The organism is Thiohalorhabdus sp. (assembly GCF_046545655.1).
In the GTDB taxonomy this organism is placed as follows: Bacteria; Pseudomonadota; Gammaproteobacteria; order Thiohalorhabdales; family Thiohalorhabdaceae; genus Thiohalorhabdus.
This window is the reverse complement of record NZ_JBKGZG010000017.1, coordinates 1-14,583: the sequence shown is the minus strand read 5'-3', so window position 1 is coordinate 14,583 and position 14,583 is coordinate 1. Positions and strand designations below refer to the sequence as shown.

Here is a 14,583-nt window from a genome sequence, read left to right as displayed (position 1 = left end):
GCTACTCCGTCGTGAACCAGGCCCGGAAGCTGTCGAGGGCACGCCGGAAGAAGCTCCCAGGGGGAACCTCCTCCAGGGTGGTCAGGGGCGCGGTGGCCAGTGTACGGTCTTCCAGCGTGGCGGTTAGGCGGCCCACATCCGACCCCTGCGTTACGGGGGCCGTCAGGGGTGTGGTGAAATCGAGGGTCACCTCCAGCCGGTCGCGCTGGTCCTGGGGCAGGGTGACGTAGAGGTCCTGCGGCAAGGCAACTTCCACGTGATCCCGGTCGCCCTTCCAGACCCGGACATCGTGCAGGGGCTCCCCCGCCTCGTATAGCTTGAAGGTGCGGAAGTGCTGGAAGCCGTAGTCCAGCAGCTCCTGCGATTCCTTGGCCCGCTCTCGCTCGCTGTCAGTGCCCATCACCACCGAGATCAGGCGCATTCCCTCCCGCTTCGCCGAGGCCACCAAGGCGTATCCCGCCGCCTCGGTATGGCCGGTCTTTAGACCGTCGACCGTCTCGTCCCACCAAAGGAGGCGGTTGCGATTGTACTGCGTGACGTCGTTGTGGGTCATCTTGCGGACGGAGAACATGGAGTAGCGGTCCGGGAAATCCCGGATCAGGGCCGCCGCCAGGTGGGCCATATCACGGGCGGTGGTCTTCATCCCCTTGGCGGGCAGGCCGGTGGCGTTGGCAAAGCGGGTGTCCTCCAGCCCCAGCTCCCGGGCGTGCTCGTTCATGAGCTCCACGAAGGCCCGTTCGGAGCCCGCCACGTGCTCGGCCAGGGCGACGGAAGCGTCGTTTCCGCTCTTCACCGCGATGCCCTTCAGGATCCGCTTCAGGGGAACCTCGTTTCCCGCCTCCAGGAACATGCGCGACCCCTTGGTGCTCCAGGCCTCCTCGCTCACCCGGACTTTGTCGTCGGGGGCGATGAGTCCCTCCTCCAGGGCGGAGAAGGCGGTATAGAGGGTCATAAGCTTGGCCAAACTGGCCGGGGGCCAGGCCTCGGACTTCCCTTGGCTGGCCAGGACCCGTCCGGAGTGGACGTCCATCAGGATGGCGGAGTGGCCTTCCACCTCCGGCGGTTCGGGAACCTCGTCCCCCGTGGCGGGCAGGGCGAGGAGCAGAAGGACGGGCAGCAGCCACCGGATGCGGTTTCGGAGATGGATCATGGCACGTCGATTCCGTCGGTTTGTTGTTCCACGGCCGGAGCCCCGACGCGGAAATGCGCTTTCTTTTGGATCGAACTGGGTCGGCTCGGGGCGAGGGGCCCGCCATTTCGCACCTCGGGATGGCGCCGGTCGAGCGGTGGGCGGCTTGAGGCGGGGCTAGTCCCGGACCAGGTGGCCCGTAGGCAGACCCTTCCGGTGGAGTCGCTGGGCCAGGTCGTCGGCCTGGCCCACCCCGGGCAGGGGCCCGATCCGGACCTGGAACATGGGGGAGCCGTCTCGCTGGGAACTGGCGATCTCCACCGCGTCGAGGTCAAGGTCCCGGAGGCGTTGCTTCAGCCGTTTGGCGTTGCCCTCCTCCTGGAAGGCCCCCACCTGCAGGTAGACCCGGTTTCCGCCGTCTTTCAACTCGTTCCGGGCGCTTTCCGGCCCTTTCTCCCCCGACTCGCCGATGGCCTCCACCCGCACCTGCGCCACCCCTTGCTTGTCCATGCCCAGGCGCTTGGCTGCGGCATAGGACAGGTCAATGATCCGGTCCGGGGTGTCCACGAAGGGCCCGCGGTCGTTTACCCGCACCTGGGTGGAGCGGCCGTTCTCCAGGTTGGTGACGCGGACCATGGTGGGTAGGGGAAGGGTCCGGTGCGCCGCTGTGGGCAGGTGCATGTCGAACTCCTCCCCGTTGGCGGTGGGGCGGCCATGGAACTGGTCGCCGTACCAGGAAGCAAGGCCTTCCTCCTGGTATCCCTGAGCACTCCCGAGGGGCCGGTACCAGTCGCCGTCCACCTCGTAGGGGCTGGTTTTGTCCCCTCCGGACGCGGAGGCTTTTCCCTCCCGCCCCTCCCCGTGATGGGTGGCGCAACCGGCCGCCAGGAAGGCCAGGAGGGCCCCCAGCAAGGGGAGCCCCGAACGGCCACGGCCCCCAGGGAGTCCGGAGACTTGGATGCAAGGCGATGGCAGGAAGGCCATGGTCGGGTCGCGCAGGATCCTGGGCTGACGAATGGACATGCGGCGACAGGCGCCGGATGACATGGATATTACCACGGCCCGTGTCCCCCTTCACCGTCCCCGACGCATGCTGATGCCCATCACCAGACCCAGGCCGCCCATCAGGGCCAGGAGGGAGGAGCCCCCATAGCTCACCAGGGGCAGCGGAACCCCGACAACCGGCAAGAGCCCCGTGGTCATGCTTATGTTGATGACCACGTAAAAGAAAAAGATGGTGGAGAGGCCGCTGGCCACCAGCCGGCTGTAGATGTCCCGGCTGCGGAAGGCGATCACCAGGCCCCGCATGGTGAGAAGCAGGTACAGGCTTAGCAGGGCCACCCCCCCGATCAGGCCGAATTCCTCGGACATCACGGCGAAGATGAAATCGGTGTGCCGCTCGGGCAGGAAGTCCAGCTGGGCCTGGGTGCCGTTGAGCCACCCCTTGCCGGTCATGCCGCCGGAGCCGATGGCGATCTTGCTCTGGATGATGTGGTACCCCGTGCCGTGGGGGTCGGCTTCCGGGTTCAGGAAGCCGAGGACCCGCTGGCGCTGGTAGTCGTGGAGCATGTACCAGGCGGAAGGCAGGGCCGCCAGGACCAGGCCCCCAAGACCCGCGAAATATCCCCAATGCGCGCCGGAGAGGAACAGGATGACCAGACCCGAGGCCCCGATGAGTACGGCGGTGCCGAGGTCGGGCTGCATCATGACCAGGCCGGTGGGAAGCAGGATCATGGCCAAGCAGGTGGCCAGAACAGTCGGTTTGGGGGGATATTCCTGGTGGCTCAGGAAGGCCGCCAGGGCCATGGGCAGGACCAGCTTGATGATCTCCGAGGGCTGAATCGTGATTGGCCCAAGCTCGATCCAGCGCTGGGCGCCCATACCGGAACTTCCGATGAAGGGCACCAGAACCAGAAGCAGGAGCGTCCCAGCGTACAGGTAGGGCGCCAGTAGGGCATACAGGCGTGGGGGAACGGCGGCGGCCAGGAAAAAGGCACCCAAGGCAATGGACATGCGGGCCGCCTGTCCCAGAACCAGTCCCGCATCCTGTTCGCCGGCGCTGTAAAGGACGACGAGGCTGATGATGGCCAGGCCCAGGATGGGCAGGAAGAAGGGCCAGTCGAACCGGCGCCAAGGGCTGTCCGCGCTGAGGAGGGCCATCAGGAGTCCACCTCGAAGTAGCTATCGATGATGTGCCGGGCCACCTGGGCGGCCGATTGACCGCCACTAATGCCGTGCTCCACCACCACCGCCACGGCGATCTGCGGATCCTCCACGGGGGCGAAGGCGAGGAACAGGGCGTGGTCGCGGAGCTTGCGCGCCTTTTCCTCGGGGTCAAGCTGCTCCTCCCTGTCCCGGTCGATGCGGACCACCTGGGCCGTCCCCGTCTTGCCGGCCACCGGGATCCAGCCCCCGGCGATGGAGTGGGCCGTGCCGCTGTCGGAGGCCACCACTTGGCGCATGGAGTCCCGAACCACCTGGAGGGATTCCTCGTCCACCAGGTCGATGGGGGTTTGCTCCGGCTCGCGGTAGTCCACTTCCTTGGTGACCGGATCCTGGGTTCCGTGGACGAGGTGCGGCGTGACCCGTTTCCCGCCGTTGGCGAGGGCTGCGGTAAGACGGCCGAGCTGCAGTGGGGTGGCTTGCATGTAGCCCTGCCCGATGGAGGTCATGATGGTTTCGCCGGGGTACCATAAGCCCCCCTGAGTACGCCGCTTCCACTCGGGGTCGGGGTTGGTTCCCCGGCGTTCTCCCGGAAGGTCCACTCCCGTCGGAGCACCCAGGCCGAAGGCATCCAGGGCCTCGTGGATGGGACCGATTTCCAGCCGGTCGGCCAGCTTGTAGAAGTAGACGTCGCAGGATTCCGCCACCGCCTGGTCCAAGGTCATGGGGCCGTGGCCGCGGGTTTTCCAGCAATGAAAGGTGTGGTCATCCTGGCCGGTATTGAAAGTCCCGTTGCAGGTCAATTCCGTGGAAGGATCCACCGCCTCCTCCCGGAGGCCTGCCAGGGCGAGGACCGGTTTGATGGTGGAGGCCGGTGGATAGAGCCCCCGGATGGTGCGGTTCACCAGGGGCTCGTCCGGGTCCTGCTGGAGCTTTTCCCAGGTCCCGGAAGTGAAGCCCCCGATGAACTCGTTGGGATTGAAGGTGGGGCGGCTGGCCATTGCCAGAATGCCCCCCGTTTCCGGGTCCAGGGCTACTGCGGAGGCCTCCTGGTACGGGGCCAGGGCCTCGTGGACGGCCGCTTGCAGGTCCTGGTCCATGGTCAGGATCAGGTTTCTGCCGGGCTCCGGGGGCTCGGTGGAGATCTCCCGAACCACGCGGCCGAAGGCGTCGGTCTCCACCTCCCGCAGGCCTGGGGCACCGTGCAGGATCTCCTCGTACTCCCGTTCCAGTCCCATCTTTCCCAGCCGGGACCCGGGGGGATACAGGTCCGGGTCGAATTTCTGGAAGTCCCGCCGGTGTGGGCTACCGAGGTAGCCGAGAACATGTGCGGTCTGCGAACCCTTCAGGTAGTTGCGCTGGGAGCGCGCCCGGATCTGGATGCTGGGGAAGCGGTGCTGCTGAGCGGCGAACTTGGAGACCTGCTCGGTGGTCAGCTTTTCCAGCAGGACTGCGGGCTGAAAGCGGGGGCTCTCGGCGAGCCGCTTCTCCATTTGGTCCCGGAGGGCGGACGCCTCGGGCAGCACCTCAACCAGCCGGTCGAGGACCCGGGAGGGGTCGTCCACATTCTCGGGGTACAGCTCCAGGGCGAAGGCCGGCTGGTTCTCCACCAGGAGCCGCCCGCGCCGGTCGTAAATCAGCCCGCGGGGAGGAGGGACCGGGCGCACGGTGACGCGGTTTTCGTCCGCAAGGGTCTGGTAGTGGAAGAACTGCTCGATCTGCAGGTAGAACAGGCGTCCCATGAGCAGGAGGCCGAGGCCTAGCAATACCAGGCCCACCAGCCGGGTGCGGCTCTCGAAATGAGAGAACTGCCGCATCCGGGAGGAGAGCGGGGCGGAAACCGAACCGCGGCGTCCGAGGGGAGAGGGGAGGCCCATGGCAGGTCAGGCGATGGCGAAGCGCTGCCGGAGGCTGCGCAGGAGCAGGAACACCGGCGACCAGAACAGGGCGGTGGTCACGGCCGGGACCACCGCCCAGAGGTTGGGGGCGAGGTCTTCCATCGGCCCTTCCACCCAGACCTGAAAGAGTATGCTGACCAGGGCCAGGAAGAAGAGAACCAGCGTCTGCCCCCAGAGGTGGAGGAGACGAAGACGGAGGTGGTTCTCGATGATCAGGTACATGGCCAGCACGTAGGTCAGCGCGTGGAGCCCGAGCAGGGTGGCCGAGGAGACGTCCTGCAGCAGTCCGGCGGCGAACGCGACCCCCAGCCCGTAGCGGTGTGGGGCGGCCAGGCCCCAGTAGGAGATGGTCAGCAGCACCCAGTCGGGCCAGAGGTAGGCGATGGAAGGCGCCAGCGGCAGCCCCCCGAGACCCAGGGCCACCGCGATGCTCAAGGCGACAACCAGATGTCCCTTTAGGTTCAAGACGCCTCCTTGTCCTGGCTCTTCGTCCGTTCCTGTCCCGCCGGTTTCTGGGTATCCAGATCGAGCAGCAGCACATCCTCCAGCCGGGAAACGGGGACGGTGGGGCGTGCTGTGATCTCGGCGAAGGGGGAATGGGGGTCCCGGACCACCTCCTGGACCCGGGCTGCCTTGATCCCCTTGGGGAAAACTTCCCCGAGCCCAGAGGTTACCAGAATGTCCCCGGCCTCCACCCGGGCGCTGGAAGGGACATAGCGCAGCTCCAGCTTGTCCTTGCTTCCCGTGCCCGCGAGGATGCCACGGACACGCGAGTCCTGCACCAGGACGGGGATGGCGCTGTTGGGATCAGTAAGGAGGATGACCTGCGCGCTGAGGGGAGAGCGGCTGCGAACCTGCCCCACCACCCCTCGCGGGCTCAGAACGGGCTGTCCGGGATGGACCCCATGGCGCTCTCCGCGGCTGACGGTCACCGTGTGATGGAAGGGGTCCGGGCTCTCGGCGATGATCTGCGCCGCACTCACCGAACGCTTCAAGCGCTGGGCTTCGTTGAGGAGCTGGCGGAGACGGTCGTTCTCGCGACGCAGCGCCTCCAGCTCCTGGTTCTCCACCTCCAGATTCTCAAGTCGCTCCCGCAGAACTTCGTTCTTGCGGTGAACCTGGATGTGGCTCTCCACCTCCTCGGTCACTACCTGGGTGAGAAGGACGGGGGCGCTCACCAATCGCTGCACGGGGTATAGAGCCGAAAGCAGGGCGCTGCGAATGCCTTCGGTCCAGTCCAGCCGGCTGTCCGCGCCCATGAGCAGGACCGCCAGGGCCGCCAGCACGATGGCGGCCACGCCGGGCCTGGATTGGCGGGTGGAGGCATGGAATCCCATCGGCGACCTGTGTTGCCGGTTCCCGAAGGGCCGGGAGCGCTATTCGCGGGCGAAGACGTCGCGGAAGGTGTCGATCTCCTCCAGGGCGCGTCCGCCGCCGAGGGCCACGCAGTTTAGAGGGTTCTCGGCCACCACCACCGGCAGATCGGACTCATCCATGAGCCGTTTGTCCATGGAGTGGATCAGCGCCCCGCCGCCGGTAAGGACCAGGCCCCGCTCGGCGATGTCGCCGGCCAGCTCGGGCGGGGCCTGCTCCAGGGCCACCTTAACCCCCTCGACGATGGTGTTGAGGGGCTCCTCGAGGGCCTCGAGGATCTCGTTGGTGGTGAGGTTCAGGGTGGTGGGGATGCCGCGCGCCAGGTCGCGCCCCTTGACGCTCATCTCCTTGTTGTCGGCCTCGGCCACCCGGGAGGCGCTGCCGATCTCGATCTTGATGCGCTCGGCGGTGCTTTCGCCGATAATGACGTTGTACTTGCGGCGGATGTAGCCGACGATGGCGTCGTCCATCTTGTCCCCGCCCATGCGCACGCTCTGCGAGTAGACGATGCCGCCGAGGGAAATGATGGCCACCTCGGTGGTGCCGCCGCCGATGTCCACCACCATGGAGCCCCGCGCCTCGCCGATGGGCAGGCCGGCGCCGATGGCGGCGGCCATGGGCTCCTCGATGAGGAACACCTGGCGGGCCCCCGCGCTCTCGGCGGATTCCCGGATGGCGCGCCGCTCCACGGGGGTGGACCCGTAGGGCACGGAGACGATGATGCGCGGGCTCGGCCGCATGATGCGGTTGCTGTGGGCCTTGCGGATGAAGTGCTTGAGCATCGCCTCGGTGACCTGGAAGTCGGCGATGACGCCGTCCCGCATGGGCCGGATGGCGGTAATGCTGCCCGGGGTGCGGCCGAGCATCTCCTTGGCCTCGTTGCCCACGGCCTGGATGCGTTTCATGCCGCGCTCGCCTTCCCGTATGGCAACCACGGAAGGCTCGGAAAGGGCGATGCCCTTGCCGCGGACAAAGATGAGGGTGTTGGCCGTGCCCAAGTCCACGGCGAGGTCGCTGGAGAAGGCCCCCATGAGGCGATCGACAATCATCCGCGTTCCATCCTCCGTTCGGTCCCGCGCTGGCGGCAACCGGTCGGTAGCATAAGTTAATACTGACTCACGTGGTGCCGTAGGGTAGCAGGGGCCGGGGACATCGGCAATTTGGAAATCCCGGCGCCCGGATGCGCGCTCATGCTACCACCCTTGCGCCCCCCCTTCGAGGCGCGGGACTGGTTCCAAACGGGGCGGCGGCTGCCTCCGCCATCCCCCCCTTTCCCTTGTGGCGATTGGGGACTGTACGGGATAAAACCGCTTTTGTGGAGCACCTCCCCCAACTTGAGGCCCGGTGGGGCGTGTGGTAGCTTCGCTCCTTTCAATGCAGGAGGCGCGCCGATGGCTCTGGATCGGGATACCGCCGAACAAGTCGCCCATCTCGCCCGTCTGCGCCTGGAGCCCGGGCAGGCGGCGGACGTGGCCGAGGACCTCTCGCGGGTCCTGGACCTGATCGATCAGATCGAGCAGGTGGACACCGCGGAGGTGGCGCCGCTCGCCCACCCGCTGGATCTTTCCCAGCCCCTGCGGGCGGACGCGGTCACCAGCGAATGGAGCCGGGAGGAGCTGCAGAAGAGCGCCCCCGATGTGGTGGAGGGCTACTACCGGGTGCCCCGCTCGGTGGAATAGCCCGTCCCCGCTTCCCGCCGCACGCCGCGCCCGCCCGGGGCGCGGTCCGCCCGCCGAACAATCACCGAATAAGGGGTTGTCGTGGTTCGCGAACTGACCCTGAGCCGGATCCGGCAAGGCCTGCGGGACAAGGAATTCTCCAGCCGCGAGGTCACCCAGGCCTATCTCGATCGCATCGAGGAGCTGGATCCCCGCCTGAACAGCTTCACGCAGTCCTTCCGGGAGGCCGCCCTGGCGGCCGCCGATGCAGCTGATGCGCGCATCGCGCGGGGCGAGGCGCGGCCCCTGGAAGGGGTGCCCGTTGCCCACAAGGACCTGCTGGCCACCGTCGAGGGCCGCACCACCTGCGCCTCCAAGATGCTGGAGGACTACCGGTCGCCCTTCGACGCCACGGTGGTGGAGCGCCTCGCCGCGGCCGGCGCTGTGGTGGTGGGCAAGACCAACCTGGACGAGTTCGCCATGGGCTCGTCCAACGAGACCAGCCACTTCGGCCCGGTGCGCAACCCCTGGAACACGGAGACGGTGCCCGGCGGCTCCTCCGGCGGCTCCGGGGCGGCGGTGGCAGCGCGGCTGTGCGCCGGCGCCACCGGCACCGACACCGGCGGCTCCATCCGCCAGCCGGCGTCGCTGTGCGGCGTCACCGGCCTGAAGCCCACCTACGGCCGCTGCAGCCGCTACGGCCTGGTGGCCTTCGCCTCCAGCCTCGACCAGCCCGGGCCCATGGCCGTGACCGCCGAGGACTGCGCGCACATGCTCGCGGCCATGGCCGGCTTCGACGAGCGCGACTCCACCAGCGTCGACCAGCCGGTGGACGACTACGCGGGTGCCCTGGAGCAGGGCTTGGCCGGCAAGGTGATCGGGGTGCCCGCGGAGTTCTTCACCGAGGGCCTGGCCCCCGACGTGGAGCGGGCGGTGAAGGCGGCGCTGGAACAGTACCGGGAGCTCGGCGCCGAGATCCGCGAGATCCACCTCCCGCACTACCCGTACTCGATCCCCACCTATCAGGTGATCTCCGCCGCCGAGGCCAGCTCCAACCTGGCCCGCTTCGACGGCGTGCGCTACACCCACCGCACGCCGGAGCCGGAGAACCTGGTGGACATGTACGAGTCCACCCGCGCCGAGGGCTTCGGCGCCGAGGTGCAGCGGCGCATCATGGTGGGCACCTTCGTGCTGTCGGCGGGCTACTACGACGCCTACTACTTGAAGGCCCAGAAGGTGCGCACGCGCATTCGCGATGACTTCGCCAAGGCCTTCGAGGAGGTGGACCTGATCGCCGGACCCACTAGTCCCACGGCCGCCTTCGGCATCGGCGAGAAGGCCACCGACCCCATCGCCATGTACCTCTCGGACCTCTACACCACCGCCGCCAACCTGGCCGGGGTGCCCGGGATCTCCTTCCCCTGCGGGTTCTCCGAGGACGGGCTGCCGGTGGGCATGCACCTGATGGCGAACTTCTTCCGGGAGGACCTGCTGCTGAACGCGGCGCACCAGTACCAGCAGGCCACCGACTGGCACACCCGGATCCCCGAGGGCTTCTAGCGTCCTGTTGCGGAAATCCGGGTAATGGGGAAATAAGCCGGGAGGCGGGGTAAGGCCGTAGGGCGACCGAAGGGATGGCCGCAGGCCAGGGACCCCTTGGAGCCCGGAGGCCTTGCCCCGCCTCTCGGCGAACCCGGCTCCCTTTAACCCTGAATCTCGGGACCGAGCACTGGCCCCGAAATCGGAGCAGGCACCAACCATGGAATTCGAACCGGTCATCGGACTCGAGGTCCACGCGCAGCTTTCCACCCAGTCCAAGCTGTTCTGCGGCTGCTCCACGGAGTACGGGGCGGAGGCCAACACCCAGACCTGCCCCGTGTGCCTGGGCATGCCCGGCACCCTGCCGGTGCTCAACCGCGAGGCGGTGCGCATGGCGGTGATGATGGGGCTGGCGGTGGAGGCGGAGGTGCGGCCGCGCTCCGTGTTCGCCCGCAAGAACTACTTCTATCCGGACCTCCCCAAGGGCTACCAGACCTCCCAGTACGAGCTGCCGCTCATCGAGCACGGCCGGCTGCGTACCGAGCCCGAGGACGGCGAGCCCAAGGTGGTGGGCATCACCCGCATCCACATGGAGGAGGACGCCGGCAAGTCCCTGCACGAGGGCTTCGGCGAGGGGGTCACCGCCATCGACCTCAACCGCACCGGCACGCCGCTCATCGAGATCGTCTCCGAGCCGGACATGCGCTCGCCGGCCGAGGCGGTGGCCTACCTCAAGAAGCTGCACTCCATCGTGCGCTACCTGGAGATCTGCGACGGCAACATGCAGGAGGGCTCCTTCCGCTGCGACGCCAACGTCTCCATTCGGCCCAAAGGCAGCGAGGAGTTCGGCACCCGCGCCGAGCTGAAGAACCTCAACTCCTTCCGCAACGTGGAGCGCGCCATCACCTACGAGATGGCCCGCCAGCAGGAGGTGCTCGAGGACGGCGGCCACATCACGCAGGAGACCCGGCTGTGGGACGCCGACAAGGGCGAGACCCGATCCATGCGGACCAAGGAAGAGGCCAACGACTACCGCTACTTCCCGTGCCCGGACCTGCTGCCGCTCGACGTCCCCGAGAGCCTGGTGGAGGAGGCCCAGGGCTCCCTTCCCGAGCTGCCCGACGCCAAGCGCGAGCGGTTCATGACCGAGTTCGGCCTCAAGGACTACGACGCCTCCGTGCTCACCACCAGCCGCGAGCTGGCCGGCTACTACGAGCGGGTGGTGGCCACCGGCGCCGACGCCAAGCTGGCGGCCAACTGGACCATGGTGGAGCTGCTCGGCGCCCTGAATAAGGACGGCCGCGACATCACGGAATCGCCCATCAGCGCCGAGAACCTCGGCCTCCTCGTCCAGCGCATCGAGGACGAGACTATCTCGGGCAAGATCGCCAAGCAGGTCTTCGAGCCCATGTACGCCGAGGGTGCCGACCCCGACACCATCGTCGAGCGCGAGGGCCTCAAGCAGATTACCGATACCTCCGCCATCGAGGGCGTGGTGGACGAGGTCATCGGCGAGAACGAGGGCCAGGTGCAGCAGTACCTCGACGGCAAGGAGAAGGTGCTCGGCTTCTTCGTCGGTCAGGTCATGAAGAAGACCTCTGGCCGTGCCAATCCCCAGCAGGTGAACCAGATCGTCAAGGAGAAGCTGGACGCCAGGAAGGGGTAGGGGGCAGGCACCAGCCCAAGCGTCAGGATGAAACAGGAAGCCCCCGGCCTTGGGCCGGGGGCTTCCTGATTAATGGGCCGTCCCGGGCGCCTCGGGCCTTCGCGGCTTGTTTCGCTCATCCGGAATTGTGGGCGCTCTTCCCGGAACTGCCAGGGACCAGGTGGATCCGCGGTCGGGCCGCGTCAGTCCTCGTGGTACCCGGCCATGACGAACTCGGTGCCGTTGTTCAGCACGTTCCTCCAGCTCTGCTCCAGGAGGGGATCGAAGTCCGGGTCGAACTGGCCGACGGCCTGGATCATGGCCTCCACCCAGTGGCCGTAGAGGTCCGGGGGGATGTTCAGGCGGGACCGGCCGTGGGTGTAGCGGATCCGCTCCAGGACCGATTTGGCGGTGAAGCTTTGGTCGTAGAAGGCGATGACGTTGTTCACGCCGTTGCGCAGGAGCTTTTTCTGCTCTTCCATGTCCGTGTTGGCGAACAGCTCCGGGATGCGGGGATCCCGCTGCAGGAAGATCTGGTAAAAGGTACCGAAGACATCACCGTGATGCAGGCAGCGGCCCAGGCTCTTCTTCACGGCCTCGGTGGTGTCGCTGGGCATGGGGGAAATTTCCTCCACGGCAGAAGTATAGGGTGAAGTAGTTTCCCCTGTATTGTACCTTTAACCCCGCTTTCTCGCGACGGTCGGGCTCTGGACCATCCGGCTGTCCTTCCTCCCTTCGGCGTCCGCCGCTATGCGCTTCTCCTGGAAATTTTCCGGGCCCCATCCACGATATCTGTCCCGGGGACGTCCGGATGCCTTCCTTGGGGACCTCCCTGCCGAATCGCGACGGGTCGGTACGGTCCAAAGGATATGAAGGGAAGTTCCGCCACCAATCCCGGGGGCCGGGGAGGGCAGGCATGCAGGAAAAGGCAAGGCTGCTCCGGGAGATCGAGGAGGAGTTCCGCGCCACGGCGGGGTATACCGGACGCCGCCGCCTGAGCCCCATGGTGCGGGAGGCGCTGGCCGCGGTTCCCCGCCAGGAGTTCGTGCCCCCCGAGCTGAGGGAGGAGGCCTACGGCAACGTTCCCCTGCCAATCGGGCACGGACAGACCATCTCCCAGCCCTACATCGTAGCCCTGATGACCGACCTGCTCGACCCCGCGCCGGCGCACCGGGTTCTGGAGGTGGGGACGGGCTGCGGCTATCAGGCCGCGGTCCTGGCCGAACTGGTGGCGCAGGTATACTCCGTAGAGGTGGTGCCGGACCTCGGGGAGGCGGCCGCGGCCCGGCTGCGGCGGCTGGGCTACGACAATGTATCCGTGCGCCTCGGCGACGGCGGCCAGGGCTGGCCGGAGGCCGCTCCCTTCGACGGCATCCTGGTCACCGCCGCCGCCGACGCCATCCCCGAGGCCCTGGTGGCCCAGCTGGCGGCCGGAGGCCGCATGGTGATCCCGGTGGACGGCCCCGATGCGGGCCAGGACCTGCTCCTGGTGACGAAGGGAGACGACGGGGCGGTGCGCAGCGAGCCCGTGCTCCCCGTGGCCTTCGTCCCCCTGGTTCGGCCCCGGGCGTCGACGGACTAGCCGGAAATGCGAAAAGGCCCCCTCGGAAGGGGGCCCTCGCCGCCGGCCGTGAGGCGGGTGTGGGGGGAGGAACGCTCCCGCACCAGAACGGCAGGCGGCGAACCCGGGTGAGATTCAGCCCTCCTTGCGCCGGCGGAAGGAAAGCCCGGCCCCCAGGGTGCCCACGGCCAGCAGGGCCAGGGTTCCGGGGATGGGGATATCGTTGCCGTTATCCCCGTTTCCGCCATTGCCTCCGTTGCCCCCGTTCCCGCCGTTGATGGCGTCGGGGCGGGCGATGTAGTGGAGCTCCTCCTCGGAGTCCCGGTTGCCGTACCCGGTGTTCCAGAGCAGGGTCGTATTGCCGTCGTACTCCTCCGCGGTGAGGAAGTCGTCCGCATCCATATCCGTCAGATTCCCGCAGGTATCGTTGGCGGGTCCCTGTCCGGGCTCCCCGACCCCATCCTTCAGGCAGAGATCGCCCCAAACCGGGGAACGGTTGGAGGTGAAGGTGTACTCGGCCCGTTCCGCGTCGAACTTAACCCCCAGGTTCTCGTAGTCCTCCGGCGACCCGCCCGGATCCTCCGCCAACAGGTCCACCCACTCGGTGTCGGTGTTGGCGTCGGTGATGGCGTCGGGGTCGCCGTAGGCGTCGTCGGTCACGTCCAGGTCGAAGTGGCTGATGTCAGGGGCGCCTTCGGGAATGGTCCAGGTGTAGGTGTAGTCCCAATTGTCCCCGTCCGGGGCGATTTCCCAACTGAGGAGTATGTCGGAATTGCTCCACCTGTGAGACGCCTCCAGTCCGCCAACGTCGAAGGTGTCGCGGGTGCCGGTCAAATCCGCCTCCTCGCCGTAGATGCCCGCCAGGGCGCTGCCGGAAAACAGGAGCAGGCCGGGCAGCGCCAGGAACAGGCCGCCCTTCGCGGGTCGCTTGGCAGGGATTTCCATGGGAGCCCTCCTTAAAGAGGTAATGGTTGGTAGGAAGACCTAGCCCTTACTGGGCGTTCCCCCATCCCTAGGCAAGGCCCGTGCCATTTATTTATTTGTTTGTTTTTGAACGGAAAAATTAGGAATCCCGAAAGCCGGGAGCGGCACCTGTATTGGGGGGTGACGGCCCTGTCCGGATGCCGTTTCGGACGCGGGGCCGGATGGCGGGGACAGAGGGACGACGCTACCCGCCGTGGGGGGGTCCGGAACGGCCCCGTAAAGGTGGCGGACAGACTCTGCCTTACCGACCGGGGACTCCCCCGCGGTCCCGGAGATTGGAATGCGGCCCCGTCCCTTGGGGGTCGGCGGCCTCGACGCGCAGCCAGGCGGTCTCCTCCTCCCAGGCGGGGGTCCCGCCAGGGGTTTCCAGGAACAGGGGCACCCGGGACGTGCGGCGGTCGGTCACAAGGCGGCGGAACGGCTCGGTTCCCATCTCCCCGTGGCCCAGGTTGGCGTGGCGGTCCTTTCGGGAATCGAAGGGTACCGCGGAGTCGTTGACGTGGATCGCCGCCAGCCGCTCCAGGCCCACCTCCCGGTCGAGCTCCGCCCAGGTGGTCTCCCAGCCCTCCGCGCTGCGCAGATCGTAGCCGGCCGCGAAGGCGTGGGCCGTATCCACGCACACGGCGAAGCGC

14 protein-coding genes are annotated in these 14,583 nt (G+C 67.4%); 4 read left to right on the top strand and 10 right to left on the bottom strand.

All coding sequences use genetic code 11. From position 1 onward, the window contains the following. Position 1: 1 nt before the first annotated feature. From ACLFRB_RS05560 to ACLFRB_RS05530, 7 genes are all read right to left on the bottom strand, one after another. Complete coding sequence (locus tag ACLFRB_RS05560; RefSeq protein ID WP_411068013.1) at positions 2 to 1,150, bottom strand: D-alanyl-D-alanine carboxypeptidase family protein; 1,149 nt, start codon at positions 1,148 to 1,150, stop codon at positions 2 to 4. 156 nt (positions 1,151 to 1,306) lie between these two features. Next, entirely contained in the window at positions 1,307 to 2,041 is a 735-nt protein-coding gene (locus ACLFRB_RS05555; RefSeq protein WP_411068012.1) for a septal ring lytic transglycosylase RlpA family protein, read from the bottom strand. A 162-nt stretch (positions 2,042 to 2,203) separates the two neighbouring features. After that, entirely contained in the window at positions 2,204 to 3,289 is a 1,086-nt protein-coding gene (rodA, locus tag ACLFRB_RS05550; protein WP_411068011.1) for a rod shape-determining protein RodA, read from the bottom strand. Next, positions 3,289 to 5,109: a penicillin-binding protein 2 gene (gene mrdA / locus ACLFRB_RS05545; protein ID WP_411068010.1), complete on the bottom strand. Its 1,821-nt coding sequence runs from the start codon at positions 5,107 to 5,109 to the stop codon at positions 3,289 to 3,291. The genes rodA and mrdA overlap by 1 nt, the downstream gene beginning before the upstream one ends. Positions 5,110 to 5,175: 66 nt before the next feature. Then, the gene (mreD, locus tag ACLFRB_RS05540; RefSeq protein WP_411068009.1) at positions 5,176 to 5,655 is read right to left on the bottom strand and encodes a rod shape-determining protein MreD; all 480 of its coding nucleotides are present in this window, start codon (positions 5,653 to 5,655) and stop codon (positions 5,176 to 5,178) included. Beyond that, positions 5,652 to 6,527: a rod shape-determining protein MreC gene (gene mreC / locus ACLFRB_RS05535; RefSeq protein WP_411068008.1), complete on the bottom strand. Its 876-nt coding sequence runs from the start codon at positions 6,525 to 6,527 to the stop codon at positions 5,652 to 5,654. The genes mreD and mreC overlap by 4 nt, the downstream gene beginning before the upstream one ends. A gap of 39 nt (positions 6,528 to 6,566) precedes the next feature. Further along, positions 6,567 to 7,613, bottom strand: a complete 1,047-nt coding sequence (locus tag ACLFRB_RS05530; protein WP_411068007.1) for a rod shape-determining protein — start codon at positions 7,611 to 7,613, stop codon at positions 6,567 to 6,569. 342 nt (positions 7,614 to 7,955) lie between these two features. On the opposite strand from ACLFRB_RS05530, the gene gatC reads away from it, so the two are divergent. From gatC to gatB, 3 genes are all read left to right on the top strand, one after another. After that, positions 7,956 to 8,243 carry an Asp-tRNA(Asn)/Glu-tRNA(Gln) amidotransferase subunit GatC gene (gatC, locus tag ACLFRB_RS05525; protein WP_411068006.1) on the top strand — a complete coding sequence of 96 codons (288 nt, stop codon included), beginning with the start codon at positions 7,956 to 7,958 and terminating at the stop codon, positions 8,241 to 8,243. Between the two features lie 81 nt (positions 8,244 to 8,324). Beyond that, positions 8,325 to 9,782 carry an Asp-tRNA(Asn)/Glu-tRNA(Gln) amidotransferase subunit GatA gene (gatA, locus tag ACLFRB_RS05520; protein ID WP_411068005.1) on the top strand — a complete coding sequence of 486 codons (1,458 nt, stop codon included), beginning with the start codon at positions 8,325 to 8,327 and terminating at the stop codon, positions 9,780 to 9,782. A gap of 199 nt (positions 9,783 to 9,981) precedes the next feature. Next, a complete protein-coding gene (gene gatB / locus ACLFRB_RS05515) occupies positions 9,982 to 11,427 on the top strand; it encodes an Asp-tRNA(Asn)/Glu-tRNA(Gln) amidotransferase subunit GatB (protein ID WP_411068004.1) in 1,446 nt (481 codons plus the stop codon). A 182-nt stretch (positions 11,428 to 11,609) separates the two neighbouring features. Here gatB and ACLFRB_RS05510 read toward each other — a convergent pair whose 3' ends face one another. Further along, a complete protein-coding gene (locus ACLFRB_RS05510; RefSeq protein ID WP_411068003.1) occupies positions 11,610 to 12,023 on the bottom strand; it encodes a globin in 414 nt (137 codons plus the stop codon). 299 nt (positions 12,024 to 12,322) lie between these two features. Here ACLFRB_RS05510 and ACLFRB_RS05505 point away from each other — a divergent pair, with 299 nt between their 5' ends. Then, positions 12,323 to 12,988: a protein-L-isoaspartate(D-aspartate) O-methyltransferase gene (locus ACLFRB_RS05505; protein ID WP_411068002.1), complete on the top strand. Its 666-nt coding sequence runs from the start codon at positions 12,323 to 12,325 to the stop codon at positions 12,986 to 12,988. Positions 12,989 to 13,102: 114 nt separating this feature from the next. Here the strand turns inward: ACLFRB_RS05505 and ACLFRB_RS05500 are convergent, their stop codons facing one another. Together ACLFRB_RS05500 and ACLFRB_RS05495 are read right to left on the bottom strand one after the other, a co-directional pair. Next, the gene (locus ACLFRB_RS05500; protein ID WP_411068001.1) at positions 13,103 to 13,912 is read right to left on the bottom strand and encodes a hypothetical protein; all 810 of its coding nucleotides are present in this window, start codon (positions 13,910 to 13,912) and stop codon (positions 13,103 to 13,105) included. A 280-nt stretch (positions 13,913 to 14,192) separates the two neighbouring features. After that, the coding region (locus ACLFRB_RS05495; protein WP_411068000.1) for a TIM barrel protein at positions 14,193 to 14,583 on the bottom strand (391 nt) is incomplete at its 5' end.